27 protein-coding genes and 4 pseudogenes are annotated in these 25,398 nt (G+C 42.2%); 21 read left to right on the top strand and 10 right to left on the bottom strand.

Translation table 11 applies throughout. From position 1 onward, the window contains the following. The first annotated feature begins 7 nt into the window (after positions 1-7). On the top strand, positions 8-997 hold the full coding sequence (locus ACTNBR_RS02720; protein ID WP_441015641.1) for a glycosyltransferase family 2 protein: 990 nt from the start codon (positions 8-10) through the stop codon (positions 995-997). A 103-nt stretch (positions 998-1,100) separates the two neighbouring features. Here the strand turns inward: ACTNBR_RS02720 and ACTNBR_RS02715 are convergent, their stop codons facing one another. Then, entirely contained in the window at positions 1,101-2,342 is a 1,242-nt protein-coding gene (locus ACTNBR_RS02715) for an IS110 family transposase (protein ID WP_441015644.1), read from the bottom strand. Between the two features lie 307 nt (positions 2,343-2,649). Between ACTNBR_RS02715 and ACTNBR_RS02710 the strand changes: the two genes are divergently transcribed. Genes ACTNBR_RS02710 through ACTNBR_RS02700 form a run of 3 tightly spaced genes read left to right on the top strand, consistent with a single transcriptional unit; the run spans position 2,650 to position 6,726 of the window. After that, a complete protein-coding gene (locus ACTNBR_RS02710) occupies positions 2,650-3,729 on the top strand; it encodes a glycosyltransferase (protein WP_441015647.1) in 1,080 nt (359 codons plus the stop codon). Between the two features lie 2 nt (positions 3,730-3,731). Then, positions 3,732-5,177, top strand: a complete 1,446-nt coding sequence (gene wzy / locus ACTNBR_RS02705) for an O-antigen polysaccharide polymerase Wzy (protein WP_441042662.1) — start codon at positions 3,732-3,734, stop codon at positions 5,175-5,177. Continuing rightward, complete coding sequence (locus ACTNBR_RS02700; RefSeq protein WP_441015650.1) at positions 5,170-6,726, top strand: sugar isomerase; 1,557 nt, start codon at positions 5,170-5,172, stop codon at positions 6,724-6,726. The genes wzy and ACTNBR_RS02700 overlap by 8 nt, the downstream gene beginning before the upstream one ends. 437 nt (positions 6,727-7,163) lie before the next feature. Here ACTNBR_RS02700 and ACTNBR_RS02695 read toward each other — a convergent pair whose 3' ends face one another. From ACTNBR_RS02695 to ACTNBR_RS02675, 5 genes are read right to left on the bottom strand one after another with little or no spacing between them, the layout of a single operon-like run. Continuing rightward, positions 7,164-7,964: an AAA family ATPase gene (locus ACTNBR_RS02695; RefSeq protein WP_441015653.1), complete on the bottom strand. Its 801-nt coding sequence runs from the start codon at positions 7,962-7,964 to the stop codon at positions 7,164-7,166. A gap of 4 nt (positions 7,965-7,968) precedes the next feature. Then, positions 7,969-8,226 (bottom strand): hypothetical protein, encoded by a 258-nt coding sequence (locus tag ACTNBR_RS02690; RefSeq protein WP_441042661.1) that lies wholly within the window; start codon positions 8,224-8,226, stop codon positions 7,969-7,971. Positions 8,227-8,230: 4 nt separating this feature from the next. Continuing rightward, complete coding sequence (locus ACTNBR_RS02685; RefSeq protein ID WP_441015659.1) at positions 8,231-8,761, bottom strand: IS630 family transposase; 531 nt, start codon at positions 8,759-8,761, stop codon at positions 8,231-8,233. Further along, positions 8,754-9,158 carry a helix-turn-helix domain-containing protein gene (locus ACTNBR_RS02680; RefSeq protein WP_441015661.1) on the bottom strand — a complete coding sequence of 135 codons (405 nt, stop codon included), beginning with the start codon at positions 9,156-9,158 and terminating at the stop codon, positions 8,754-8,756. The genes ACTNBR_RS02685 and ACTNBR_RS02680 overlap by 8 nt, the downstream gene beginning before the upstream one ends. 36 nt (positions 9,159-9,194) lie before the next feature. Next, positions 9,195-11,039, bottom strand: a complete 1,845-nt coding sequence (locus tag ACTNBR_RS02675) for a hypothetical protein (protein ID WP_441015664.1) — start codon at positions 11,037-11,039, stop codon at positions 9,195-9,197. Between the two features lie 71 nt (positions 11,040-11,110). Here ACTNBR_RS02675 and ACTNBR_RS02670 point away from each other — a divergent pair. From ACTNBR_RS02670 to dprA, 10 genes and pseudogenes are all read left to right on the top strand, one after another. Then, positions 11,111-11,314, top strand: a pseudogene (locus tag ACTNBR_RS02670) (helix-turn-helix domain-containing protein); the annotation flags it as partial. Positions 11,315-11,326: 12 nt separating this feature from the next. Continuing rightward, positions 11,327-11,659: a helix-turn-helix domain-containing protein gene (locus ACTNBR_RS02665; RefSeq protein WP_441015828.1), complete on the top strand. Its 333-nt coding sequence runs from the start codon at positions 11,327-11,329 to the stop codon at positions 11,657-11,659. Positions 11,660-12,052: 393 nt separating this feature from the next. Next, positions 12,053-12,853 carry a metallophosphoesterase gene (locus ACTNBR_RS02660; RefSeq protein WP_441015667.1) on the top strand — a complete coding sequence of 267 codons (801 nt, stop codon included), beginning with the start codon at positions 12,053-12,055 and terminating at the stop codon, positions 12,851-12,853. 190 nt (positions 12,854-13,043) lie between these two features. Next, positions 13,044-13,208, top strand: a complete 165-nt coding sequence (locus ACTNBR_RS02655; protein ID WP_441015670.1) for a hypothetical protein — start codon at positions 13,044-13,046, stop codon at positions 13,206-13,208. A 61-nt stretch (positions 13,209-13,269) separates the two neighbouring features. Continuing rightward, a pseudogene (locus tag ACTNBR_RS02650) lies at positions 13,270-14,262 on the top strand (isomerizing glutamine--fructose-6-phosphate transaminase); the annotation flags it as partial. Positions 14,263-14,445: 183 nt separating this feature from the next. Beyond that, positions 14,446-14,700, top strand: a complete 255-nt coding sequence (locus ACTNBR_RS02645) for a polysaccharide pyruvyl transferase family protein (protein ID WP_441015673.1) — start codon at positions 14,446-14,448, stop codon at positions 14,698-14,700. A gap of 201 nt (positions 14,701-14,901) precedes the next feature. Further along, positions 14,902-15,252: a helix-turn-helix domain-containing protein gene (locus ACTNBR_RS02640; RefSeq protein ID WP_427805814.1), complete on the top strand. Its 351-nt coding sequence runs from the start codon at positions 14,902-14,904 to the stop codon at positions 15,250-15,252. 102 nt (positions 15,253-15,354) lie between these two features. Beyond that, positions 15,355-15,912, top strand: a complete 558-nt coding sequence (locus ACTNBR_RS02635) for a transposase (RefSeq protein WP_427805813.1) — start codon at positions 15,355-15,357, stop codon at positions 15,910-15,912. Further along, the gene (locus ACTNBR_RS02630; RefSeq protein ID WP_427805812.1) at positions 15,897-17,435 is read left to right on the top strand and encodes a YifB family Mg chelatase-like AAA ATPase; all 1,539 of its coding nucleotides are present in this window, start codon (positions 15,897-15,899) and stop codon (positions 17,433-17,435) included. The genes ACTNBR_RS02635 and ACTNBR_RS02630 overlap by 16 nt, the downstream gene beginning before the upstream one ends. 1 nt (position 17,436) lies before the next feature. Beyond that, the gene (gene dprA / locus ACTNBR_RS02625) at positions 17,437-18,189 is read left to right on the top strand and encodes a DNA-processing protein DprA (protein WP_427805811.1); all 753 of its coding nucleotides are present in this window, start codon (positions 17,437-17,439) and stop codon (positions 18,187-18,189) included. A 187-nt stretch (positions 18,190-18,376) separates the two neighbouring features. Here the strand turns inward: dprA and ACTNBR_RS02620 are convergent. Together ACTNBR_RS02620 and ACTNBR_RS02615 are read right to left on the bottom strand one after the other, a co-directional pair. Next, positions 18,377-18,957, bottom strand: a pseudogene (locus tag ACTNBR_RS02620) (transposase); the annotation flags it as partial. A gap of 73 nt (positions 18,958-19,030) precedes the next feature. After that, a complete protein-coding gene (locus ACTNBR_RS02615) occupies positions 19,031-19,234 on the bottom strand; it encodes a hypothetical protein (RefSeq protein ID WP_427805810.1) in 204 nt (67 codons plus the stop codon). Positions 19,235-19,435: 201 nt separating this feature from the next. On the opposite strand from ACTNBR_RS02615, the gene ACTNBR_RS02610 reads away from it, so the two are divergent. Both ACTNBR_RS02610 and ACTNBR_RS02605 read left to right on the top strand, forming a co-directional pair. Next, a complete protein-coding gene (locus ACTNBR_RS02610; RefSeq protein WP_427805809.1) occupies positions 19,436-19,726 on the top strand; it encodes a hypothetical protein in 291 nt (96 codons plus the stop codon). After that, positions 19,716-20,036 carry a type II toxin-antitoxin system RelE/ParE family toxin gene (locus ACTNBR_RS02605; protein ID WP_427805808.1) on the top strand — a complete coding sequence of 107 codons (321 nt, stop codon included), beginning with the start codon at positions 19,716-19,718 and terminating at the stop codon, positions 20,034-20,036. Before ACTNBR_RS02610 ends, ACTNBR_RS02605 begins: the two co-directional genes overlap by 11 nt. Before the next feature lie 649 nt (positions 20,037-20,685). Here the strand turns inward: ACTNBR_RS02605 and ACTNBR_RS02600 are convergent. Together ACTNBR_RS02600 and ACTNBR_RS02595 are read right to left on the bottom strand one after the other, a co-directional pair. Beyond that, positions 20,686-20,955 (bottom strand): annotated as a pseudogene (locus ACTNBR_RS02600) (Txe/YoeB family addiction module toxin). Then, positions 20,948-21,217 carry a type II toxin-antitoxin system RelB/DinJ family antitoxin gene (locus ACTNBR_RS02595; protein ID WP_427805806.1) on the bottom strand — a complete coding sequence of 90 codons (270 nt, stop codon included), beginning with the start codon at positions 21,215-21,217 and terminating at the stop codon, positions 20,948-20,950. The pseudogene ACTNBR_RS02600 and the gene ACTNBR_RS02595 overlap by 8 nt, the downstream one beginning before the upstream one ends. Positions 21,218-21,284: 67 nt before the next feature. Here ACTNBR_RS02595 and ACTNBR_RS02590 point away from each other — a divergent pair, with 67 nt between their 5' ends. The 5 genes from ACTNBR_RS02590 (at position 21,285) to rfbD (ending at position 25,382) form a co-directional block, all read left to right on the top strand. Beyond that, a complete protein-coding gene (locus ACTNBR_RS02590; protein WP_441015676.1) occupies positions 21,285-21,536 on the top strand; it encodes a hypothetical protein in 252 nt (83 codons plus the stop codon). A gap of 418 nt (positions 21,537-21,954) precedes the next feature. Continuing rightward, on the top strand, positions 21,955-22,842 hold the full coding sequence (gene rfbA, locus ACTNBR_RS02585) for a glucose-1-phosphate thymidylyltransferase RfbA (protein WP_441015679.1): 888 nt from the start codon (positions 21,955-21,957) through the stop codon (positions 22,840-22,842). Then, a complete protein-coding gene (gene rfbC / locus ACTNBR_RS02580) occupies positions 22,842-23,417 on the top strand; it encodes a dTDP-4-dehydrorhamnose 3,5-epimerase (protein ID WP_441015682.1) in 576 nt (191 codons plus the stop codon). The genes rfbA and rfbC overlap by 1 nt, the downstream gene beginning before the upstream one ends. A gap of 14 nt (positions 23,418-23,431) precedes the next feature. After that, positions 23,432-24,466, top strand: coding sequence for a dTDP-glucose 4,6-dehydratase (gene rfbB / locus ACTNBR_RS02575; protein ID WP_441015685.1), 1,035 nt, complete (start codon positions 23,432-23,434; stop codon positions 24,464-24,466). A 1-nt stretch (position 24,467) separates the two neighbouring features. Then, entirely contained in the window at positions 24,468-25,382 is a 915-nt protein-coding gene (rfbD, locus tag ACTNBR_RS02570; protein WP_441015688.1) for a dTDP-4-dehydrorhamnose reductase, read from the top strand. The last annotated feature ends 16 nt before the right edge of the window (positions 25,383-25,398 follow it).

The raw sequence follows: 25,398 nt of genomic DNA, 5'->3' as shown, positions 1-25,398 counted from the left end.
ACGAAAAATGTTAAGATTTAGTGTGATTATTCCTTGCTATAATATTGAAAAGTTTCTTCCAGAATGTATTGAGAGCTTGATTTCGCAAGATTATACGGATGTGGAAATAATTCTTGTGGATGATGGTGCTACAGATAAAGTGCCGGAAATTTGCGACAGGTACGCTTTGATTGATTCAAGAATCAAAGTTGTACACAAAGAAAATGGTGGGCTTGTAAGTGCAAGGCAAGCAGGATGTAGCGTAGCTACAGGTGAGTATATTCTAAATGTAGATGGAGATGATTTTGTTCTTCCAAATTATTTTGATAGTTTAGAGAATATCATAGTGAAATATCACCCTGATTATATTTGCTTTGGAGCCACACATTTTAGGGATGGTTTTTCAGAAAAACATATATTCGGAGAAAGACCAGGATTATATTCGAAGGAAGAAATAGAACAAGAATTGTATCCTAAATTGATAGAAGCTGAGGATGGTAATTATTTAAGCCCTTCTATATGGTCAAAAGCAATCAAAAGAGATATTTATACTAAAGCTCAAATGTCATTGAATCCCGCGATAAAGATAGGAGAGGATCAAGCATGTTCAAAACCTGCGTTGACATATGCAAATTCAGTCTTTGTTACTGATGAAAGTTTGTATATGTATAGGCTAAATCCGCTTTCTATGACAAAGAATAGGAAACCGTTTCCGTGGAATGGACCTGAATTAATCGGAAAACATTTATTTAATGAACTTCAGAATAGTTCATATTCTTTTGACACCCAGATATATCGTAATTTGGTGCACAATTTGTTTAATGTAGTTTGCTCGCGGTTTTATGAAGAAAAGAGTATTGTTGATATTATTAAGGACATTAACAATAATTTAAATAATGATTTTTATCAGGAGGCAATTAGTAAGGTATATTATGAGGAGAAGAAAGGAAAACTTATAAAGTTTGCCTTGCAGCATAGATTGTACTTCCTGTTTTATATGTACTCAAAGAGAAGGTAAAAGGTTGAAACATTGTAATTTGAGTACCGTTCCGAAGAAGGGTGCACAAACCTAATCCCCCCAAAAAAGCGGGCTTTTCAAAGAGGCGGGGAAGCTGTATAATTTAAGTGGCGCTGGGCGTCACGAGATAGCCTTGTCTTTGTAAAATGAAGATGGCCTCCTCCACAGAAACTGCTCTGTGTTCTGGCGGAGTGTTGCAGCACCGATATAATTCGGTGTCATAGGGTTCATTCTTCTTGAGAATGTTGTAAATGGTAGTCAGCAGCATTCTTGCAATGGCAATGATGGCTTTTTTGTGGCCCCGGCGTTTTTTTAACGAAAGGTAGCGGTTTCGGATTTCGGGATTGCTTTTCGTGCGGATGGCACAGAGGGCGCATTGTACAAGCAACGGCTTGATGTAAGCTCCGGCTTTGCTGATTCTGGTGGTTTTCTTCTTTCCCGCACTTTCGTTGTTCTGCGGCGTAAGACCTGCCCAAGAGCAAAGATGCTTTGAGGTGGGGAACACGGACATATCCACTCCGATTTCAGCGATGATGCCAATCGCGGCAAAGGATTGGATACCCGGCACCGTCATAACAAGGTTGAGTTGGGGAAGATACTTCTCTGCGGTTGTCAGAATCAGCGACTCCAGATTGGCCTTGCACATTTCAAGGCTGTCCATGTGAGAACGGATGATGCTGAGCTTTTCAGCTTGTTCGGCACACATCTCTCCGTCTAAAGCGGCAAGGACTTCCTCGTCAGTGGCTTTCATGCCCTTGGTGCGGAAGCCGGAAACATCTGTGATCTTTTCCGTAGGATTTTCTAAAATTCTGGCAATGATAGCAGAGGCGGCCTTGCCGAAGACATCCGAGAACACATCGTCCAATTTGAAGTTGGAAACGGTAAGGCAATTCTGCGCCCGGTTTTTCTCGCCGGTGGTGAAACTGGTAAGTTTCCAGCGATAGCGCATCAAATCCCGAAGTTGGCGAATATCCGCCGGAGGGATGAAGCTGCCGGAAACAAGGTCGTGCTTGAAGATGTCGGCGATCCACATAGCGTCGCGCTTGTCAGTTTTCTTTCCCCGAATTGCCTTCACGTATTTAGGGTGAGCCAGAACAATGTTGCAGGTAGGTTCCAGAATGTTGTAGATGGGAATCCAATACTTTCCTGTGGATTCCATGCACACATCCTTGCAGTTGTTCTCAGCCAACCAAGCCTCACACCGCCGCAAATCTCCGGTGAAAGTGGAAAAGCGCTTACTCTTGTAGCTTGTTACGCCCTGCTCGTTGGTGGAAGCGATACAGGCGATGACAAAGGATTTGTGGACATCCATCCCACAGCAGATACGGTATACGATTTTGAGCATAACACATCCCCTCGAAATAATATTTGAGGGAACAGGCAGGGACTGGACGTTCACTGAAAGATTGAAGTAGTTCGTCTCTCCAAAGATAAGGTTACAGGGTGCTAAGCCCTACTCATTGGTGCTTGAAAGAGCATCCGGCATAAATATTCAGTCCAGCGCAAGGCTGAGCCTACTCACCTTCACGTGCTCTGTAGTGTGCCTGCTTCCTCAAGCATATTCTAACAAATTTTAACTGGCTGCGTTAGAGGTACCTGTGTTTCATCTCCTTTGGTGCCTTGGAGCGCAGCGGAAAGGAATGGTCATAAATATGAAAATAACATTTATAATTGGCTCAATGAGTAGCGGCGGCGCTGAAAGAGTAATTTCAGTGTTATCTAATGAATTGTCACATAGAGGATATGAAGTATCGATAATAATGTTCAGAGAGTCTGAAGAAGAGTCATATTACTTAAATGAGTCTATTGATCAAATAATTCTTACAAACAAGAACATTTCTAGAGGAAAAAGACTATTACTGTTACCTATTTTGCTTTTAAAAGAGATGAAAAGGCAAAATGCCAATGTGTATGTGTCATTTTGTATATTTGAAAATGTATTAAGCTGTTTTTGCAATCTGGCATTGAGAAAGAATTTGATCATATCTGAAAGAAACGCGCCAAAACATGAAAAAATGAGCGTTGTATTTAAGGTTATGAGAAAAATACTCTACCCTACAGCTAAGGGAATTGTGTTTCAGACAAATGAGGCAATGTCTAGCTGCTCAAAACAATTACAAAGAAAAGGAATTGTAATTGCAAATCCTATAAAAGAAGGATTACCGACAAAAGAAAACTATGGGCTGAATTACACTATAGCAGCTGTGGGACGGTTGTGTGAACAAAAGAACTACCCAATGTTGTTTACGGCTTTTCGAAAGTTTGTTGATAAACATCCTGAATACACATTACTAGTTTTTGGTCACGGTGAGTTAGAAAATGAGTTGAAAGAACTTACTCGCAAAATGAAATTAGAGCATAATATTGTTTTTAAAGGTTTTTGCTCCAATGTTCATCAACAACTGGTTAACACAGATGTTTACGTGCTTTCTTCTGATTACGAAGGCATGCCGAATTCATTAATGGAAGCGATGGCTATTGGACTTCCTGTAATATCAACAGATTGTCCATCTGGTGGACCTAGAGAACTTGTGGCGAACGAAGTAGACGGGTTCTTAATACAAACAGGAAATGATTCTCAGTTGTTTTCTAAATTGGACATGCTTATAGATGATGAAGAACTGCGAAAGAAAGTGGGGAATAATGCAAGAAAAGTTAGAAATTTGTACTCTAAGGAAGAAATAGTTGCAAGTTGGGAAAAATACATTTTAAGAATTCAGGGGGGAGAGTAAAGATGCTTGTTAATCGTAGCGGTGTAAAATCTATGATAGCTTTTTTTAGTGTCTACATCCTTTATGTATTTACAACAACACTACTTCCTTCATCTAGGGATATATCTCATGAATGGATATTCTTATGTTCGTGGCTGGGTATAGGTGTTCTTCTCTTTATAATATTTATGCAGTATAAAGAAACGGGTAAAATTTTTACATTGTATACCATTTTTATATTTGTATCATTTGCTTTTAATTTTGGGCAGTGCTTGTTTTGGGCGTTAGGTATTCATTCAAAAAATGAGATACGAGATTCTTTATATAAGCATATAGCTATCAATAATGCAGATATTTTGCTGGCGCAAGTTTTTTTCCTAGTGTGTATCTTGGCAATAAATACTGGGTATATGCTTTTTATCAAAAAAACAGATTACGGAAAATTAAGTAGTGCGATGCATATTCCAATGAATAAGCAAACGTATGTGGTTTATAATGTTTCAAGAGTAGTTAGCTTTGTAGTTATACCCATAACATTCCTCGAACTAATTCAGCAAGTAAGGTTATCTTTAATATATGGTTATGGTGGCCTTTACTACGGTGCGAATGCAACTACATCAACAAACTACATGATACTTTCGCAGATGTTTTTTACTTGTCTAGTAGGATTGCTTATTGGAAGTGGTTATAGAAAAAAAACATTAAAGCTAGTATATATTATTTTTGCGGCATACATTATTTTGGATCTTTTGACTGGTGATAGAGGAAACTGGTTCTACAGGCTTCTTGTGTTGTTATGGATGCATCACTCTTTTTATAAGCCTTTTGATATAAAAAAAGTGTTAAAAGCAGGAATAATCGCACTAATTTTATTATATATTCTTCAAGCCATAGTAGCAATTAGAGATTTCGGCCTTAGCACAGAAGGAATAGTTAATGCATTACTTGTTAAAGGAGATAACCCTATCAAGAACTTTATTTTTGAAATGGGAGATTCAATGAGTGTTAATATTGTAATCCTTTCGCAAAATGTAAAATATCCATTTGGTAATAGCTATATACTGGCATTGCTGGCAATGGTTACGATGAGAATTCCTCAGATGTTAGGATTTGAATACGATCCGATTGCCTCATGGTTTTCAAAGACATACCTTGCAATAAATTACGGAGCTGGATTTACCATGTATGCCGAGGCTGCACTTAATTTCGGAAAAGTGTTTGCGCCCTTATTTATAATATTTATAGGTTTCTTATTAACAAAAGTTTTTAATATTAATGAAAGAAACGGTGCAATTAGTCCTCTTGAACTGGTTTTTTCGATTAGCACCGCAACCTATGTACTAAATTTAATTAGAAATTCATCGCATGAATTTTTCAAATATTGGTTTTTAGGATGCTTAGGATTCGTAATATTAGTTAAAATTTGTATGGGATTCAAATCTAATCTCTATTTTCGAGAAGATGAATGACAAACAAAGAGATGGCGGTGATGTAATGAACAAAACTAGTAATGAGTTGAACAGAAAAAGAAAATTTTTCTATAATTCATTTGCTGGTCTTTCACGACAATTAATAACACTGATATGTGGATTTGTTTTAACAAGAGCAATGTTGGTTTATTATGGATCTGAGATTAATGGTCTTGTTTCATCAATAACACAATTTCTGGGATTTATTACATTTTTGGAAATGGGGATTGGACCGGTTATTCAATCAAATTTATATAAACCATTGGCTGTAGGAGATAGAGTATCAGTATCCCAAATTGTTAAGGCATCAGAAAACTTTTTTAGAAAAATAGCAGTTATATTTATAGTGTATATTTTGGTGCTTTGTTTTGTTTTTACGTCTATAACATCAACGGATGCCGATTTTATATTTACCGCATCATTAATAGTCATTCTTTCATTAAGTCTACTTTCACAGTATTTTTGGGGAATGACATATCAGTTGCTATTGAATGCAGACCAAAAAGGATACATTCAGTATATATTGAATTCAGCTACATTAATTGTCAATACCGTTCTGTGCATTATGCTTATGCGCTTGGGGATGCCAATTCATGTAGTAAGATTGGTATCTGCTTCTATTTATATTTTCAGACCGATTTTCTTAAATATTTATGTAAAGAAACACTATCAAATTGATAAACATGTTTCAATTGTTGAGAATCCAATTAAGCAAAAATGGAACGGATTTGCACAGCACTTAGCCTCTGTTGTATTAGATAATACCGATGTAGTAGTATTAACTTCAATGTCAACGTTGACGAATGTGTCAATTTATACTGTCTATTACAGTGTCGTTTATGGAATTACTCAAATAGTGATGACTACAGTAAATAGTTTGGAGGCAATGTGGGGAAATATGATTGCGAAAGATGAATTGCCAGAGTTGAATGAATCTTTTGGATTCATTGAGTGGTTTATTCATTCTGTTGTTACTGTTCTTTTTACAGCAACAGGAGCCTTAATTGCGCCTTTTGTAATTGTATATACTAACGGTGTTTCTGATGCAAATTATTATCAACCATTGTTCGGGATGCTTTTGGCATTTGCATTTGGTATGCAGTGCTATAGAACTCCTTATGCTAGACTTGTAAAGGCAGCTGGTCATTACAAACAAACGCAAAATGGTGCATTTATTTCTCTTTCAATAAACATTATAACGTCAGTTATTTTTGTGAAAAGATTTGGATTGATAGGTGTAGCATTAGGAACAATAGCGGCATTAACATTCCATACGCTTTATTTTGCACTTTATTTAAGAAAAAACATTATAAAGCGGAATATATATATTTTCATTAAGTATATTGTCACAGATATATGTATAATGACTTGTTCAATACTATTTGTTAATTTGACAATTAACACGTCTGTACAGGGATATATAGGATGGGTTGGTTTAGCTATAAAAACAACTATAGAAATACTGCTTGTTTCTGTGGTTATAAATATACTAGTAAATAAAAAATACACGTTATTACTTGCAAGAAAGATATTGCGGAGCAAGCGTTGATCAATGTATGTAAGAACAATCTATAAAGAAATAATTTCTATAATAGTGTTGTTGATCTCCCGGACTCAGAATGAGAACTTTTCAAATCAAACACATCCGGGGTAAGAGGCGTTCGCCAAGATAAGAGGACCGGACATTGGGTTGCGTCTATATCATTCAAGAAGAATAAGATTTATCTGGGCATGTTTACAGATAAAGAAGATGCTGTAAAGGTACGTGTACCTGGTTATTCAGAGTGTCACAAAACTCTAATCTGAACTCTCCATTTTTCCATAGCTAATGAGTCATCAATATTTTTCGGTAGATGCCTTGCCACTATAAGTCCTCCGTTTTGGTTTTGATAGGCGGAGGGGAAGTGTCAGAAAAGATAGAGTTAAATCCTCCATCGAGACATAAAAAATCCTCCACATTTCGTGGAGGAAGTGAAGGGATGGTGCTCATTTCTTCATTTGAAATCTGCTGCTTTGTTTTAGGATATCTTTGTCAATCACAACGGAGCTAAGCTGAGAGGTATCATACGGTGTTGTGTTGTTCTTATACGCTATGCAAATATCAACCCATTCCGGTCTTATGAAAGTAAGTGTGTTCTCAAGAAGATAGATGAAGATGCCAAGACCTCCGTTTTCTATGTCAGTACAGAGCGCAAATAGCTCACTCCTTACTTCTGGCGTGAAACGGATCAGCAGAAGGGGTTCGAGCTCATCAAGATAAGTCGTGAATTCTTCCTTTGTTACTAGTTTGAATTCTGCTTTGAATAATCTGCGGAATATCTGCGGCTGATTGTGATCGTTTGCTCCGGAGAGCAGCGCCTGTAGTTGATATGTCCCGCAGAGGACCATGGGGATGTGGGATTCGTCATAAATCTGTCGCAGCACATCAATCTTGCTTACGTTTCCTCTGTGAAGGTACTCACATTCATCAAACAGGAGAATATGATTTGGATCAGTAAGCAATGCATCAGTCAACTGCTTCTGAACCATGTAAGTATCTCCTTTGACATGGGTGTTTATGCAGTTGCCTATCTGCACCAGAAGGTTTTTCATTGTCATTGTTGGAGAACATAGAATACGGTGAGCACATGGATTCTCATTCACGATATCATCCAACAGTGAACTCTTCCCCGAGCCTGGAGTGCCGAATATGGCAGTCAGCTTCTTCTGCTTGATGCCCATCTTGATGGTCCCCATGACTTCCGCATAGGATTTGGTTTTCATTGTCGGTAGGAAAGTTCGGTTCATATGATTACTCCTTTTGGCCTAGTTTGATCAGGAAGTCGCCGATAATATCGGGCGCTTCCGGTTCAATATCAAAGCTCTGATATTTGATCGCGAGTTCTTTAAGTTCTTCAGGAATACGTGGGTCGTCCACTGCTTCTTTCTTATCTCTTTCTTCATCGATGACCTGCCCATATGCAATATTATCGATTGCCGGGATGCCTGTTCCTTTTTCTATTAGATTATTCTGCAATACAATCCTGTGAACTTTCTTATAGCAATCCAACAAATTATCCCGAATAGCCACAGGAACGGAACCAGCCTGCACAGTCCTGCGGAGTAATGGTATCAAAAGCCTGTCTCACCGCATCTGGGAGGTTCTGGGCCAGCCGCACCTTTTTCTTTCTCAAAAAAGCCTTGATCTTTGACCACATTTTCTCAATCGGATTCAAATCTGGGCTGTAGGGCGGAAGATACGCATAGTGGACCCGCGCCTGCTCAAGAAGGCTTTTTACAGCCTCTGTATGGTGAGAACGCATATTGTCCATTACCACTACAGAATCAGGCTCCAGTGTGGGAATCAATACCGTCTTCAGGTATTCTGTAAACCGTTCTGATGTTGTTCCGCCCTGATAGATTGTATACGCAGTTTCTCCGTTCAGTCGGACAGAGGACAGAATGGTTGTATTCTTCGGCTTATTGAGCGGAGCAGAATCCACCGATCGGTTTCCGCCGACGGCTCGGGCATACCGCCTTGTCATATCGGTATTGACGCCGCTTTCATCCAGAAATACCAGCTTTGCGGGATTGTACCTAGACATACTCTTTTCCCAATTTCTGCGTTTCTCCCTCACATCGGGAACGCTCCTGTTCGCTGGCATGGAGAGATTTCTTTTTATAGACATAGCCCAGCTTCAGAATGGCTTTGCGCACGGTTTCATCGCTGACTTTCAGCTGCAGCGTATTGATGATTTCCTGCAGGGTAATGTCAGACTGGTTTTGGATCAGCGCATCAATACGACTGATGTCTTCCGCACTCAATACAGGTTTCCGGCCACGGAGATTGGTTCTGGTTTCAACTGAGCCGGTTTCATCCATCTGCTTTTTCAGACGGTAAACCGTACTGATGTGTACGGAGAAACACTCTGCAACCTCTTTTGCGTTGTGCGTGGTTTCCAGTGCCTTGAGTAATAACTTTCTTGCTTCATTGTGCAGCATATCAATCGCCTCTTTGGCTTCATAGTACCACTGCTGTCAAGCTTTCGTTCTATTTCGTTGGATTGCTATAATATTGGAAGAATAAGTTTTTAACTGTGTGGCTTGTTCTTTCATGTGCTGTATGACTTTATAGCGTCGCTCCTCGATGAAGTTCAGCCCTTGCACAGGATGTGCTTCACCGATATATACCTGACCATACACGATGGCAATGGAGCGATTGAAGGGTTCGTCAAAGGCGTAGACCTGTACTTTTTCATAAGGCTTTTCGGGCCTGATGAACCGAGCCAGTCCCGGGTGCCAGTAGACCAGAGGATGCTTGTTATCCAGTTTGCCATAATGGATTCCATCCTGGTGTACGGAATATGTTTTCTTCTTTTTCTTCAATACTGCCAGAGTTCTCCATGCAGGAACGATGGTTTTGGCCTTTGGAAGACGAAGATACAATTCCATAGGAGACTCGCTTTCTCCTGTAGCTTTATGGTTGTTATAGCCGGGATAGATGACGTCCGCAAAGATGTCTGCAAACTGTTCCATGGTATAGAGGTTCCCGCTCTTTATATCATCATTCAATGTTGCAGGGCGGTTTGATGGCTTATTCCCACAGTATCCCTGCATTTTACAGATGAACTCATCTTCAATGATGCGCCATGCCCTTTCGATGGGTTTCGCGCGTCCATTGAAATACCTGGCCTTTATCTGCGTAATCCCCAGCCACTCCAAAAAGCCGGATTCACAGAAATCCTTGTTGAGGTAGAGCGGAGGCTCTTCTCCAGTGTGCGGATGTCCTTTCATCAGCTCCGAGCGATAGTCCTTGCCATTGTCGCAATACCAGTATAGACAAATACCATTTACTGGCGAATCGGCCTTGAAGGCAGCTGCTGTCGAGAAGGTATGGGCGATCAATTCAGAATTCGGGTTTGTGGAAAGCGTATACCCGACAAGCATATTGCTTGCCACATCCATGATTCCTGTTATCCATACACGCCCCGTATCAAAGTGCCCATCCTTGTAAACTTTGGTCTTGACGATAATGTCCAGGACGGAGTGGTCGGCACACCAGCAAAAGTTAGTAGCGTCAGGCTTTATTCTCGGAATGGTGTGCTGACATTTTGCTATCCATGCCCTGACACCGGCCCAAGCCATGAATGTCTCCTGTTCAGGGATTCGATTCACGATGGTATTCACCGTGCCCCGGGTGTTTGGAGTGATCATATGGGTTGACTTCCTGCGGCAGGTTGCAACCGGAATGATGATATCCTTGCCATGAGACTTGGCTTTGAAGTCCGGGTAATATGGACATTGCGAGCAGGAGAAGGACCTCAGATTCTTAGTTTCCCTAAAGATGCTGTTGTCCGAAGGCCGCCCTGCTGATTCGTGTCTGGCAATGATATAGTCCCTGCAATAAAAGCAGCAGGTGCGATATCTGTCAACGGTGTCTTCTCCCTTGTTTGGATCGGCGAGAAGGTTCATCAAGGATGTGTGTTTCATAAAGCGGCTCCTTTCACGCATGAGTGTCCTGTATGACATACCATAACTGGAAGCTAGTTCTGTTAGTTTTGCAGTCACGGTTCGGTCGGCTGCATATGCAGCCTGAATTGACAATGCTTTTCTGACAACATTGGTTCTTTGGAAGAACCTCTGTACTCCTTCTGAGAGGTAGGGAGTATCGGAATCGGGAGTGGCTTCCTGCATGAGATCAATGTCTACGTATTGAGATCTCAAGAGATAATCCTTGGCATATTTCTCCTGCTGGTCAAAAGGAATTGCCGGGAGAGGAACACAGTCGTTATCGATTATCTGGGCATACATCTTTCTGAGTTGCTTCTCTTTTGTTCTGGTAATTTCTGACAGGATCGGAATTGAAATTAAATACGGGAACATTTTGCCTCACCCACCAATTTAAAGTACTAGGCAATTGATTTTAATTGTAAGGCTACTTTGTCGATTTGTCAATGAGGGATTTTGAAATGTTGTTGCAAGACAGAATAAAACAGATCAGAGAGCATTTTGGCCTATCCCAGGCGCACTTTGCACAGAAAATTAATAAGTCTCCTGGGTTTATTTCTTTAGTAGAGACTGGCAGGAGCAATGTGTCTGATGATACAATAAAGAGTATCTGCTCTGCGTTCTCCATCAACGAGTCTTGGCTCCGTAATGGGGAAGGAGAGATGACAAGTCAAGCTGCGGTCGACAGGGAGAATGTGGGGACTCGTGTGAAGCAGCTCCGCAAGGATCTGAAGCTAACTCAGGAGCAGTTTGCTGCTGCCACAGGGTACACGAATATACAAATTCATCTTGTGGAGTCGGGTAAGGTTAAACCGTCTGATAAGTTCCTTCATAAGGTGGCATCTGTATTTTCCATAAGACTGGAGTGGCTAATGACAGGGCACGGTGACAGAAAAGATGTTTTAGAGGATAAGATTGATGATAAGCTTATCTCCTGGCTGAATGAGCATCCGGAGATTATCAGAGAGTTGAGAATGCGCAGCGGGTTGGATTGACACACTGAAAGCACAAATACAGTGATTGCGGTGCCGGGGGACCTTTTTGAAAACCATGAGTTTGGAGAGAATCTCGATAGGGAGGATGACAGCCTGGTATCGCGTGTCTTGTGCCGCATCATCCACATAGCAAATCGTCTGGCCGGACTGCGGTGGAAACAGAAGCACCGCTGCTGCAAACAGAATGCGTATGGTTTTCTTATGGAAGCCAGCAGAATAGCCTGTCAGTAACCTTCCAATTTTCGAGCATTTTTGTCATCCAATTTTCGCCCATTAAAGCATAAAAAAAGCAGCCGAAGCCCCTATTTCACTTTATTATCTTTCCACCCATCTCAATATTAGGACTTGCTATGTAGTAAATAGTATGGCTTTATATGGTGTGGAGGCGATACTATGATAACTACAGAATACAGTGTCGCGGGTCCTGCTGACATCAGCATCGCAATTGTGGCGGACCTGCATGAGTTTGAACCAAAGCCGGTATTATCAAGACTGTCAGAGATAAGACCCGATGTGATCGCGGTACCCGGCGACCTTTTTGAAAATCACGAGTTCGGAGAGAATCTCGATAAAGAGGATGACAGTCTGATTTCTCGTCTACTTTGTCGCATCATCCACTTAGCGAATCGTCTGGCTGGACTGCGGTGGCGGCAGAAGCACCGCTGCTGCAAACAGAACGCATATGATTTTCTCGTGGAAGCCAGCAAGATCGCCCCTGTGGTGATGAGCCTGGGCAACCATGAGTTGTATCTGACGGAGGAAGATAAAGCTGTTCTCAAGGATGCGAATGTTGCGCTGCTGAATAACAGTACTGTGGAGATCAAGAACGTCCTGTTCGGAGGCATACCCTCCAAGCAGATTACCGGGAAGATAGACACAGAGTTTCTGGCCAGCTTCAGCGAACTCCCCGGATACAAGGTCCTCCTGTGTCATCACCCGGAGTATTACTGTCAATTACGGTCCTACCCCATCAACCTTATTCTCTCTGGTCATTGCCATGGCGGTCAGATTAGGATTTGCAATCACGGTATCTTTGCACCGGGGCAGGGGCTACTACCTCGTTATCATCACGGTGTCTATGACGGTCGGCTGGTGGTATCATCCGGCTGCGCCAATACTGCATCTATTCCACGGTTCGGGAATGAACCCGAGGTCGTGGTTGTGCGGGTAGGGGGCTCACAGCCAACACAATAGCCCACGGCACACAAGATATGGCTCAACCGTAATATAACCAGTATGTAACCCTCTTTTTCGGTAGGTATGATGAATTGCTATTTCCAGGGATAGTGGTATAGTCTATGGCTGATACAAGAAAACCAGGTCGCTGAGAGATAGATGGCGGTGAGCGGCCACACTCAGCCATATACCAGAAGAGAGGGATTAAATGGAAAAAAGAGAGGATTATTGGTGGAGAGAAAGCACACTAGGCGAGGATGTGGATGTAAAGGTCGGGACATACCTAAGAGCAAATCATCAGGAGTATCAAGAAATCAGGCATCAGATTGATGAATTGATACAGCAGTGTCACTCTAGGTGTCAGACACAATAAAATATTTATAAACGAATAAATTCGGAAGTTTACTAGGTGTCAGACACAATAAAATATTTATGAAAAGATTGATGGAGGAAACGCTCTTAAAGGTACTTGTGGAATCGGTCATACTCGTTGGGCTACTCATGGTGAGCCTAGCATCAAAAATGCACATCCACACGTCTCTGGAAACTGTACCGGCTCTGGTTCGGGTGAAGTGGAGTCCGAGGTAGTCGGTGTTCATAACGGTATCATCGAAAACTACCAGGAATTAAAAGATAAGCTGTCCAGACATGGTTATAAATTTTACAGCGATACAGATACAGAAGTCGCCGTTAAGTTAGTAGATTACTACTTCAAAAAATACAAAATGGGCCCGGTTGATGCCATTGCAAAGGCGATGGTACGAATCAGGGGTTCTTATGCTCTTGAGCTGATGTTCAAGGATTATCCTGGCGAGATTTGGGTAGCAAGAAAAGACAGCCCAATGATTATCGGAATAGCAAATGGTGAGACTTACGTTGCATCTGATGTACCTGCCCTCCTGAAACACACTCGTTCTGTTTACTACATTGGCAATTTGGAATTTGCCAAGCTCACTCCAGGCGAGGCTCATTTCTATAACCTAGATGGTGATGAGGTTCAGAAAGAGGCTGTGGAAATTAAATGGGATGCTGAGGCAGCTGAAAAGGCTGGTTATGAGCATTTCATGATCAAAGAGATTCATGAACAGCCTAAGGCTGTAGAAGATACGCTTCACTCAATTGTCAAGAATGGAAAGATTGAAATTGGTTTGAGCGACGAGGAGATTCAGGCAATTACGCAAATCTACATCGTAGCTTGTGGCTCAGCATGGCATGTTGGTATGCAGGCTCAATATGTGATTGAAGAATTAGCCGATGTGCCGGTCAGAGTAGAACTGGCATCGGAGTTCAGATATAGGAAGATGTCTCTTCTTTCTTCCTCTCTTGTTATTCTCATCTCACAATCAGGAGAAACAGCTGACACCTTAGCTGCATTGAGACTGGCAAAAGAGAAAGGTGTAAAGACTCTTGCCGTGGTGAATGAAGTTTACTAGGTGTCAGACACAATAAAATATTTACAGGAGCTTCCTAAACTTGGTGAAATGCCTGCAATGGAACAGCTCAAACCTCTTTTCCCGTGGTCTGAGTCCATCCCGCAGTATTGCCATCTTACCTGATTTTCTGCACCTCCTGTCCGAGGTGCTTTTTCTTTTGCCCTTGACGGGTGATTATTGACCGCTTACTTTTTAAATCTGATTGAAAATGCAGAATGTGTATGTTCTAATTCTTTTCACGGGATTGCGTTTTCTATCATTTTCAAAAAAGAATTTTATCGTGTGGGAACAATGGATGAAACTGGTAAAATAAAAAGAGATGATAGAATTGATAACATTTTAAATTGTTGTGGGTTGAGCAATAGAAATTATGGAGAAACTAATGGCAAAAGAGGTGTATATAGGGTGTCAGACACAATAAAATATTTATAATCAAATAAATTCGTATTTACAAATATTGAAGAAAGTGTTATACTTTTACAAAGTTTTAAGTTAATCCTGCAAGGAGATAAGATTCCACAGCTATAGATGGTGGGGATGATAAGTAATCCTTGGTGCAGATCCAATCTCCTTGCAGTAAGTATGCTGAGTCGTGCTTGAAAGAGATGTGCCAGGAGAAAGGAAAACAGCGGAATGAAGACAGTAAGTGACAGGATATTTGAGTTACTGAAAGAGAGAAAGATGACGCAGAAAGAGTTTGCCCAGAGGACCGGGATTGCAGAGAGTTCGATCAGTGACTGGAAAAAGAAAAGAACGAATCCTGTATCGGATAAGATATTGATCATATGTGAAGTATTAGATGTGTCCCCTTATGAGTTGCTATCAGGAGCGGAGCATACCGGAAGCAGAAGCAGGGAACACGATACGTATGTGATCAGTAAGGGAACGGATGTTGGTATGTTGGTTGAGTCTTACCAGAAACTGGATTCAGATATGCAAAAGCGATTAAGGGGATACTTGGAAGCATTAAAGGAGTTACAATAAAATCCCCCTATAATACGTATAAACGTAATAATTATGAAATAAGAGGTGAGGCGTATAGGAAGAAAACAAAGAGAATGGTATCCGGGAGCGATATATCATCTGATGGAAAGAGGGATACGCCGGCAGGAAATCTTTAAGGAGGAAATGGATTATCAGATGTTTATGGCAATATTGAAAAAAGTGGTGGAAAGATATGAAGCAACGGTACACGCATATTGCCTGATGACAAACCATATACATCTCCTGTTGGAAACAAACAAAAGCGAAATAGGAAAGATCATGCAAAAAATAGCAGGAGATTACGCAAGGACCTACAATAGGAAATATGGTTATAGAGGACATCTGTTTGAAGATAGGTATAAATCCTGTCTTGTAAAGGATGATGCTTATTTTTTACAGACCAGCCGCTATATTCATCTGAATCCTGTGAAAGCCCGCATGGCAGCACATCCGGAGGATTACAGGTGGAGCAGTTACCGTACAGTGCTTGGCATGTCAGATGACAAGATCACGGTAAGGGAAAAGACACTGGGATATTTCAAAGGGAAAAGTGTCCATAGATACAGGGATTTTGTAGAGGATATCGGACACAAATACACTGTTACGGAGACGGAGATACATAAAGAAATTGAGGAGGATGAAATATGGCTACCTTGGTAAAGAGTTTTGCGATCCAGGGAATTGATGCCTATCCAGTAGACATCGAAACTAAGACAATGGAAGGGCAGCCTATGATATCGATTATTGGGCTGGGGGATCAGGCAGTAAAAGAGGCTGCAGAACGTATCCAGTCAGCAATCGATGAGAGTGGGTATGAATTCCCGAAAAAGAAAGTGATCATCAGTCTGGCTCCTTCTGACAAAAAGAAGTGCGGCTCACATTTTGATCTGGCAATGGCAGTTGGAGTGCTGAAGCAGGCGGAGCTGATAGATGCAAAGAATCTTCTCCAGTATGGGCTGATTGGAGAACTCTCCTTAGACGGAAGATTAAGGCCCAGCAGAGGGGTCCTGCCTATGATCATTGCAGCAAAGAAACATGGATATAAAAGTGTCATTGTTCCCAGAGAAAATATGGTGGAAGCCAAATTGGTGCAGGGAATTCAGATATTGGGGTTTGGAACGCTTTTGGATGTATTGTACTATCTGGAAGGGAAAAAAACATGCGAAAATACAGTTCTGGAAGAAGAAAAGGCAATCTGGCAGGATAATCTGTTGGACTTTGCAGATGTTAAGGGACAGGATGAAGTCATTGATGCGGTGACACTGGCAGCAGCGGGGGGACATAATATGCTGATGATCGGAGAACCCGGATGTGGGAAAACCATGATAGCCCAAAGGATACCAACGATACTTCCGCAGATGACAGAGGAAGAGTGCCTGGAAATCACCAAAATATACAGTATATCGGGACTTCTTCCTAATGGACATGCGCTAATGAAACAGCGTCCGTTCCGTGCCCCGCACCATAATGCCTCATTAAATGCCCTGATCGGGGGCGGGGTAAATGCCATGCCTGGCGAGGTTTCACTTGCTCATAATGGAGTGTTGTTTCTGGATGAGCTTGCCGAGTTTTCAAAGCGCACATTAGATGCTCTCCGCCAACCTGTAGAAGATAAAAAAGTCTCTATTTCCCGTGTAAATGGTACCAATACCTTTCCTTCTAATTTCATGTTTGTTGCCGCAATGAATCCTTGCCCTTGTGGCTATTACCCCAGTTCCAGATGCAGATGTACAGATTATGAAATAATCAAATACAGAGGAAAAATATCCGGTCCTATCATGGATCGGATCGATATCCAGAAAGAAGTCCATCCGGTTGATTATTTCAGTTTAAACGAGGCCACTCCCGCAATCTCCTCATCGGAGATAAGAGCACGTGTGGAAAGAGCACGAACGATTCAGCAGATACGCTATAAAGGAGAAGAAGGAATAAATTGTAATGCACAGATGTCGACATCACTTATCCAGAAATACTGTGTTTTGGATGGTGAGTCGCTTAAACTGTTAAAGAGTATAAGTGAAGAATATGGATACAGTGCCCGTGTGATACATAAACTGCTGCGGCTCGCACGAACAAGTGCAGACCTGGATGGAGTGGAAAATATACGATTGACTGATGTGCAAAAGGTATTATCCTGTAGAGATCTGGATAAGAGCAACAGTAAGATGATGGTGGTGAAATGATATGGAATACTGGATATGGCTTTCATCTGTTCCTTATATCGGTCCCGTTACATCCCGGAGACTGCTGCAGGAATTTGGTGATCCGGAAACAGTTTATCGGTCTGATGCATCTGATCTGTGCCAGATAAAAGGAATCACGCAAAGGCAGATCAATAGCATCATAGAAAACAGATCGCTGGATCGTGTGCATAAAATCATGGAAGACTGTGAGAAACATCATATTTCTATTCTGACTCAAAATCATCCAGATTATCCGAAACGTGCGAAAGAGCCGGAGGATTCACCGATCATTCTATATTATAAAGGATGCGTCCGGAATATGGAAAAAACTGTTGGGATCGTAGGAGCTAGAAGATGCACACAGGAAGAAAAGCTTAAGGTGAAAGAAATCACAGAACAATATGTATCTGATCACACTGCGATTATAAGTGGGATGGCAAAAGGAATAGATTCTTATGCTCATACGGCATGTTTGAAAACAGGAGGTTATACAGTTGCCGTTTTGGGAAATGGCCTGGAAATATGTTACCCTTGTGAACACAGGAAACTGATGGAACAGATTGCAGAAAAAGGACTTCTGATATCCGAATATCCGCCGGGAACACAGCCGGCCCCATACAGATTTCCCAAAAGAAACAGACTGATCAGTGCATGGTCTGATAAACTGATTGTGGTAGCAGCTGGAAGAGGAAGCGGTGCGTTTATTACTGCGGAATATGAGAAAAATTATGGAAGAGAGGTAGAAGTGATGTAAAAGAAAAACCACACGTGCACACACGGTGTCAGGCACGAGAAACTGGGCTTAAGTAGTGGGAGCATGTCAGTGCGTCCAGACAAGGGTGCATCATTTAATGGGTGGAAATCCCATTCGAAAAGGTGTCAGCCACACCATCGGTAGCGACCTTGAGCCACAAGGGAAACCAAAATGGTTAAGCGTAGGAAGATTTCAACCCAAGTATTGAATTCATATACTTGTGAACAGTTGTTGTGCTGTACGAGAAACCTTCACGTTCTAAGTATACCTGCATGCTGCGGTATCCATCTACACCATGGTGTTTGTGATAAAGTTCTGTGATTTTTGACAAAGTCTTCTCTCGATGGGCATAGTAATCCGCCTTCCGATGTTTTCGGTAGTTGTAATAAGCATTTGGACAGATATCAAAGCGCCGCAGAAGCCAACGCAAGCCAAATTCATTATGATGTTGTTCGATAAATCGATAAGCCTCTAATCGATTTCCTTTGCAAAGAATGCCGCTGCTTTTTTTAAGAAGAGATTTTCTTTTTTTGCCTCTTCCAGTTCTTTTCGTAACCGGAGATTCTCTTTCATAAGCTCCATTTCATTTGGAGTATCTGGATTTGAGAGGGCTTTCTCCTGGCATTCTTCGCTGAATTCTCTACACCACTTGGAGATGCTGGCTTTGGATACACCATATTCCGCAGTGATGCTTTTGTAGGTGCGTCCTTCTTCCTCATGAAGACGGACAATCTTTTTTCTAAATTCTGGAGTGTAAGTCTGTGGCATAATAATTCCTTCTTTCTTTGATAGATTGATTATATCTTATTAGCCACTACTGTTACAACGTTAGTATAGCACTTCACTGGGTGGTTTTCACAAAAATATCCAGCTTTGTGTGGTCAGCGATCCACACATAGTTCACTTGCTGGGGTTTATTACGCGGTGGTGTGTAATTGTGTTTGGATGCCCATGCCCGGACGCCATTCCATGCAAGGCAGGTCTCCTGGTCGGAACTGCGGTTCACGATGGTACATACGGTATCCGGAAGGTTGGGAATGACCATGGTTTCCCGGTTCCGTTTACAGGTTGCGGTTGGTATGAGATCGCTTTTTTTATGAGCCCCGTTTTTTACGTCCGGATGGTATGAACAGTGTGAATATAATTTCCAACGTTCGCTGCTGAATTTGACATTAAATTAGATGTTGAATTTAGCACAGGCATAGGGTATAATAAAAGCAGAAACTTGGGAAGGAGGTATTTTGTTATGCCGAACATCAAGCCAATTTCAGATTTACGAAATTATGCAACTGTTCTTGAAACCGTTCAGGTTGGAAAGCCACTATATTTGACGAAAAATGGGCGTGGCTGTTATACGGTTCTGAACATTGATGAGGAGGAAGAACAGCGCATAAAAGCTGAAAAGTATGATCGGATGCAGGCACAGCTTCGCCTGATGTGCGAACTGTCGGAGGGCAGAAGGTCAGGAGAGGAAGAAGGGTGGATTTCATCGGAAGATGTAAGAAGCCACTTTAGGGTTCGTGCGAATGCAAAGTAAGATTGAGTATTCTCCGAAAGCTGTGCGCGATCTTGATGAAATCTGGGATTACATCGAGATCGAACTATGCAATCCAAGTGCAGCACAGAATACGGTAGAGGGTATCATGGATAAAATAGATGACCTTGCGATGTTCCCTGAGTCGGGAGCAAAGCTGGAATTTGATAATGGGCTGGAAAGCGGATATCGTTTTGTCGTTTTCAAGAATTACTTTGCTTTCTATCGCTTGAGACCGGACAATGTGGTCTATGTTGACCGTGTTGTATACGCAGGTCGGGATTACATGAGAATTCTGTTCCCCAAAATGTAAAGAACTTTCCCCATAACCCTTGCTGGTGGAGAACTGGCAGGGGATTTTATACCCATTTTTCAGGTGCACTCGTTGTCAGGAAATCACACGGTGTCAGGTAGTGTGCCCTGCAAGGGCTTGAAATAATGTAGGTGGAAATCCTGCCTGGAAAGGAACTAACCAATCTGATCTTCTGAATTCAAGGTGAGAAAGTATTATGCATAAGATATCTCTGGGAATAGCCTGGATGATATTTTCGACAAACTTTGGTCCATAGCTTTCCAGCAATTCCCATTTCTTAGTTGCGCCCACACCCATGTACTGAATGGATTCTCCGCCAAACTTATTCTAGCCAATGCGCGGCTCAACATAGGAAAGTTTTCTTCCAGACGGAAGCTGAATGAAGAGATGGGAACCGGCGTATTGGAAAGATATATTCCCAAGTTTGGTGGTTGTCTGTTCCTTGATGGCTTTCTTTATTGTCAAGCCCAGAGCCGCTTTGCGGTGCTGCAGCAGGCTTTACAATGCCGCAATATCTGATAGGATTTCACCAGTCAATCATTGATTCTGCGGTTTCCTTCTGACCGGACAGCACGGACACAAACGCCGGAATATTCAATAACAGAAAAAAATCCCCATCAGCAGGAAATAAGCTAATGGGGGAAAGATGTTATTTGTCGTCGTAATGACCCCGACAATGGGCTATAAAGATTTTTCCATTCTCCATGTGATAGACAAGACGATTTTGTTCATCAATGCGACGGCTGTATTCACCCTGTAAATCGCCTGTAAGGGGTTCTGGTTTTCCGATACCTTCCATACATCCGTTGCGTTCAATATCCTTTATAAGTTGGTTGATACGCTTCAGTGTCTTTTTATCTTGAGTTTGCCAGTAAAGGTAATCATCCTAAGCGTCATCAGACCATATTTTATCACTCATCATCCACCTCGATAAGTTCGTGTCTTGTACCTTTACCAGCTTTTAGCTCGGCAACAGATTTTTTGACATAGTCGAGATTGGATTTGGAGTAGAAAGGATCGGGTGTTTGAGTGATATCAAACGGAATGCGATTTTCACGAAGTACAGCTTTTACAAATAGGTTGATGGCAGTTGATGTGTTGAGACCAACGTTGGAGCAAAATGAATCAAAATCAATCTTGTCTTGTGAATCAACACGTGCGGTTAATGTAGATAATGGCATATTCAGTTCTCCTTTCTGTATTCTATATGCCTATATTATATGCGTATCGTGCTCGCTTAGCAAGCGAATGTATTACAATTTACAAAAAATTCATAATTTCACGATAATCAATCTCTTGTTTGAGGTTGGTGCTTTTCTTTTCCCGAATGCGGGAGGAATCCCCAAAGACAGAGTCATCCGCAGTGCGGAGTATCGGTTTACCGTCCACAAGGAGTATCTGATCTTCTTCCTGGTTGACGAAGAGGAAAAACAGGTAAACGTGATGGCGATATTCCATGCTAAAAAGGATTATATGCGCGTAATGAAAAAATATATCTGAGTCAATTTCAAGTTTGGATAACCTTGCGCCAACATTGCTTGAATTAGGGATTATTACAGAATGTGATGAATGAGGGCATTGAACACTCGGAAGTATAGGTTGTCAGACAGTGCGCTCTGCAAAATTCTTGTGTATTTTTTAAAAAAAGTATTGAGTGTGACCTTGGGGCATAGTGTATGATGTATATGTGATGATACAAGGGTCAAAAGGTCATGTTTTTCATGCCTGCATGAAAAAGCATGACTTTGGGACTCGCAAAAACATGAGAAAGTAGCCCGAATAGGGCGGATTTCGAATGTTTTTAGGATTTCGAGAGCACAAAGTGCGGAGAAATCCGTGTATCAAAGGGGCAACTCATGTGATAAGTGTAACGAATGAGTACATTAGAAATCAACATATATAAGGGAGTATCAACACTATGAAAGGTATCATTCTTGCCGGAGGTTCCGGCACCAGACTTTATCCTCTCACCATGGTTACCAGTAAACAGCTACTGCCTGTTTACGATAAGCCGATGATCTATTATCCACTGTCCACATTGATGCTTGCCGGTATCAAGGATATTCTTATTATTTCTACGCCTACCGACACACCTCGTTTTGAGGCTCTACTTGGAGATGGATCTCAGTATGGCATCAGACTTTCGTACAAGGTTCAGCCAAGTCCTGATGGACTGGCGCAGGCATTTATCCTTGGCGAGGAGTTCCTTAATGGAGAAGCCGGAGCAATGGTTCTTGGTGACAACATTTTCTATGGTAATGGCTTCAGTAAGATTTTGAAAGCAGCTGTAGTTGATGCTGAGGAAAACAACCGTGCTACCGTGTTTGGCTATTACGTTCCAGACCCGGAGAGATTCGGTGTTGTTGCCTTTGATGAGAATGGACAGGCTACCAGTATTGAAGAAAAGCCGCTCAATCCGAAATCCAACTATGCTGTAACAGGTCTGTATTTCTATCCTGCAGGTGTAAGTGCTAAGGCGAATGAAGTGAAGCCTAGCGCAAGAGGAGAATTGGAAATCACAACGCTGAATGAGATGTATCTGAACGAAGGTCGTCTTGATGTTCAGCTTCTTGGTCGTGGCTTTGCATGGCTCGATACCGGTACAATGGATAGCCTTGTGGAAGCAGCTGATTTTGTCCAGATGGTAGAAAAGAGACAGGGTATCAAGATTTCCGCGCCGGAGGAGATCGCATTCCGTTATGAGTGGATTGATAAAGAAAAACTGCTGGAGTCCGCTGCACGTTATGGGAAGAGTCCATATGGAAAGCATCTGCAGGCTGTAGCAGAAGGGAAGGTAAGAGGATAATGAAAGCAATCGAGACAAAAATTCCAGGTGTGTTAATTATCGAGACGGATGTGTTCGGTGACCACCGTGGGTATTTTACAGAAACCTATAACAAGCCGAAATATAACGCGCTGGGAATTACCACAGAATTTGTCCAGGACAATATGAGCTTCTCTGCTCAGAAAGGAACCCTTCGTGGTCTTCACTGGCAGAATCCTCCTTACGCTCAGGCAAAATTAGTGTCTTGCACGAAAGGTACTGTCATCGATGTTGCTGTAGATATTCGTAAAGGCAGTCCGACCTTTGGGCAGTGGGTATCTGTTGAATTATCAGCGGAGAACCACAGACAGTTCTTTATTCCTCGTGGATTTGCCCACGGATTTCTGACACTCACAGATGACGTTGAGTTCCGCTACAAGTGTGACAATGTTTACAACAAGGCTTCAGAGGGCGGCATGAGATACGATGCACCTGAGGTCAATGTAGATTGGGGCAGTCTGCTGAATGGTATTGAACCGATATTAAGTGAAAAGGACATGATTGGCCCAACACTTGATACTTCTGATAATCAGTTTATTTACAACGAGAATTGTTAATGGGAGATAGAGATATGAGTAAGACTATTTTAGTAACCGGTGGTACTGGTTTTATTGGAAACTGCTTCTGCAAACTTCTGCTGGCAGAAAGACCTGAATATAGAGTCCTGAATGTGGATGTCTGCACTTATGCTGCAAACCCTTCCACCATTGAAGAAGAGCTGAAGAATCCAAATTATAAGTTTTACAAAACAGACATCAGAGACAGAGCTGCAATCGAGAAGATTTTTGAAGAGGAAAAGCCAGATATCGTTGTGAACTTCGCAGCAGAATCTCATGTTGACCGTTCCATCACAAATCCTCAGATTTTCCTGGAGACCAATATCCTTGGTACTGCTGTATTGATGGATGCTTGCCGTAAGTATGGAATTGAGAGATACCATCAGGTTTCCACAGATGAGGTTTATGGTGATCTTCCATTAGATCGTCCTGACCTGTTCTTCCATGAAGATACTCCTCTGCATACAAGTTCTCCTTACTCCACCAGTAAGGCATCTGCGGATCTGTTGGTACTTGCATATCACCGTACCTACGGTCTCCCTGTGACGATCAGCCGCTGTTCCAATAACTATGGACCATATCAGTTCCCGGAGAAGCTGATCCCTCTGATGATTCACAATGCCACTCATGACAAGCCGCTACCGGTTTACGGCGAAGGTTTGAATGTCCGTGACTGGCTGTATGTAAAGGATCACTGCTACGGAATTCTCGCTGTCATTGAAAAGGGCCGTGTTGGTGAGGTTTATAACCTCGGTGGCCACAATGAGAAAGCAAATATCGAAATCGTAAAGATTATCTTGGACAAGCTGGGTAAACCTGAAAGTCTGATTACACATGTTGGTGACCGTCATGGACATGATCAGAGATATGCAATTGATCCTGCAAAGGCAAATAAAGAGCTTGGTTGGGGACCGACCACCATGTTCAAGGATGGCATTGTGCTGACCATCGATTGGTACCTGTCAGAAGAAGGTAGAAAGTGGACTGAAGAATGCACGAGTGGAGAATACCTCAACTGGATTGAGAAGAACTACAAGGAGAGAAATTGATATGAAGTTCTTTGTAACAGGCGTTAATGGTCAGCTGGGCCATGATGTCATGAATGAATTGAATAAAAGAGGTCATCAAGGCGTCGGTTCTGATATGGCAGATACCTATGTAGGTGTCGCAGATGGTAGCGCGGTTACCAGAATGGACTACGTAAAGCTGGACATCACAGATAAAGATGCGGTTTCCAAGGTGATTGAAGCTGTCAAACCGGATGCGGTGATCCACTGTGCTGCATGGACTGCTGTGGATACGGCAGAAGATGACGATAAGGTAGAAGCTGTTAGAAAAGTGAATGCAGGCGGTACCCAGAACATTGCTGATACCTGCAAGAAACTGAATTGCAAGATGCTATATCTGTCCACCGACTATGTGTTCGATGGTCAGGGAACAGAGCCTTGGAAACCGGACTGCAAGGACTATAAGCCGCTGAACGTCTATGGTCAGACCAAATTAGAAGGCGAGCTTGCGGTGGCGAACACGCTGGAGAAGTACTTCATCGTCCGCATCGCATGGGTCTTCGGTCTGAACGGTAAGAACTTTATTAAGACCATGATCAATGTGGGCAAGACCCATGATGAAGTTCGGGTGGTCAATGATCAGATTGGCACACCTACCTATTGCTTCGACCTGGCACGCCTACTTGTGGATATGTGCGAGACGGAGAAATACGGCTATTACCATGCCACCAACGAGGGTGGGTATATTTCCTGGTATGACTTCTGCTGTGAGTTCTACCGGCAGTATGGATTGAAGACCAGAGTGGTGCCTGTTACGACTGAAGAGTATGGATTGTCTAAAGCTGTGAGACCGGTAAACAGCAGACTGGATAAGCGCAAGCTGATTGAAAACGGTTTTGAGCCTTTGCCGACATGGCAGGATGCAGTGAGAAGATACCTAGAAGAGGCAAAACTGTAAAAAACTGACGGAATGA

Origin of the sequence: Bariatricus sp. HCP28S3_F11, assembly GCF_052065395.1 — a bacterium.
Classification (GTDB): Bacteria; Bacillota; Clostridia; order Lachnospirales; family Lachnospiraceae; genus Allocoprococcus.
This window is presented reverse-complemented; position numbering and strand designations above follow the sequence as displayed.

What these genes read in the sequence shown, in the direction of transcription:
- ACTNBR_RS02720 (WP_441015641.1), top strand. Translation starts at nt 8, where the DNA reads ATGTTAAGATTTAGTGTGATTATTCCTTGCTATAATATTGAAAAGTTT.
- ACTNBR_RS02715 (WP_441015644.1), bottom strand. Translation starts at nt 2,342, where the DNA reads ATGCTCAAAATCGTATACCGTATCTGCTGTGGGATGGATGTCCACAAA.
- ACTNBR_RS02710 (WP_441015647.1), top strand. Translation starts at nt 2,650, where the DNA reads ATGAAAATAACATTTATAATTGGCTCAATGAGTAGCGGCGGCGCTGAA.
- wzy (WP_441042662.1), top strand. Translation starts at nt 3,732, where the DNA reads ATGCTTGTTAATCGTAGCGGTGTAAAATCTATGATAGCTTTTTTTAGT.
- ACTNBR_RS02700 (WP_441015650.1), top strand. Translation starts at nt 5,170, where the DNA reads ATGAATGACAAACAAAGAGATGGCGGTGATGTAATGAACAAAACTAGT.
- ACTNBR_RS02695 (WP_441015653.1), bottom strand. Translation starts at nt 7,964, where the DNA reads ATGAACCGAACTTTCCTACCGACAATGAAAACCAAATCCTATGCGGAA.
- ACTNBR_RS02685 (WP_441015659.1), bottom strand. Translation starts at nt 8,761, where the DNA reads ATGTCTAGGTACAATCCCGCAAAGCTGGTATTTCTGGATGAAAGCGGC.
- ACTNBR_RS02680 (WP_441015661.1), bottom strand. Translation starts at nt 9,158, where the DNA reads ATGCTGCACAATGAAGCAAGAAAGTTATTACTCAAGGCACTGGAAACC.
- ACTNBR_RS02675 (WP_441015664.1), bottom strand. Translation starts at nt 11,039, where the DNA reads ATGTTCCCGTATTTAATTTCAATTCCGATCCTGTCAGAAATTACCAGA.
- ACTNBR_RS02665 (WP_441015828.1), top strand. Translation starts at nt 11,327, where the DNA reads ATGACAAGTCAAGCTGCGGTCGACAGGGAGAATGTGGGGACTCGTGTG.
- ACTNBR_RS02660 (WP_441015667.1), top strand. Translation starts at nt 12,053, where the DNA reads ATGATAACTACAGAATACAGTGTCGCGGGTCCTGCTGACATCAGCATC.
- ACTNBR_RS02655 (WP_441015670.1), top strand. Translation starts at nt 13,044, where the DNA reads ATGGAAAAAAGAGAGGATTATTGGTGGAGAGAAAGCACACTAGGCGAG.
- ACTNBR_RS02640 (WP_427805814.1), top strand. Translation starts at nt 14,902, where the DNA reads ATGAAGACAGTAAGTGACAGGATATTTGAGTTACTGAAAGAGAGAAAG.
- ACTNBR_RS02635 (WP_427805813.1), top strand. Translation starts at nt 15,355, where the DNA reads ATGGAAAGAGGGATACGCCGGCAGGAAATCTTTAAGGAGGAAATGGAT.
- ACTNBR_RS02630 (WP_427805812.1), top strand. Translation starts at nt 15,897, where the DNA reads ATGGCTACCTTGGTAAAGAGTTTTGCGATCCAGGGAATTGATGCCTAT.
- dprA (WP_427805811.1), top strand. Translation starts at nt 17,437, where the DNA reads ATGGAATACTGGATATGGCTTTCATCTGTTCCTTATATCGGTCCCGTT.
- ACTNBR_RS02615 (WP_427805810.1), bottom strand. Translation starts at nt 19,234, where the DNA reads ATGGTCATTCCCAACCTTCCGGATACCGTATGTACCATCGTGAACCGC.
- ACTNBR_RS02610 (WP_427805809.1), top strand. Translation starts at nt 19,436, where the DNA reads ATGCCGAACATCAAGCCAATTTCAGATTTACGAAATTATGCAACTGTT.
- ACTNBR_RS02605 (WP_427805808.1), top strand. Translation starts at nt 19,716, where the DNA reads ATGCAAAGTAAGATTGAGTATTCTCCGAAAGCTGTGCGCGATCTTGAT.
- ACTNBR_RS02595 (WP_427805806.1), bottom strand. Translation starts at nt 21,217, where the DNA reads ATGCCATTATCTACATTAACCGCACGTGTTGATTCACAAGACAAGATT.
- ACTNBR_RS02590 (WP_441015676.1), top strand. Translation starts at nt 21,285, where the DNA reads ATGTATTACAATTTACAAAAAATTCATAATTTCACGATAATCAATCTC.
- rfbA (WP_441015679.1), top strand. Translation starts at nt 21,955, where the DNA reads ATGAAAGGTATCATTCTTGCCGGAGGTTCCGGCACCAGACTTTATCCT.
- rfbC (WP_441015682.1), top strand. Translation starts at nt 22,842, where the DNA reads ATGAAAGCAATCGAGACAAAAATTCCAGGTGTGTTAATTATCGAGACG.
- rfbB (WP_441015685.1), top strand. Translation starts at nt 23,432, where the DNA reads ATGAGTAAGACTATTTTAGTAACCGGTGGTACTGGTTTTATTGGAAAC.
- rfbD (WP_441015688.1), top strand. Translation starts at nt 24,468, where the DNA reads ATGAAGTTCTTTGTAACAGGCGTTAATGGTCAGCTGGGCCATGATGTC.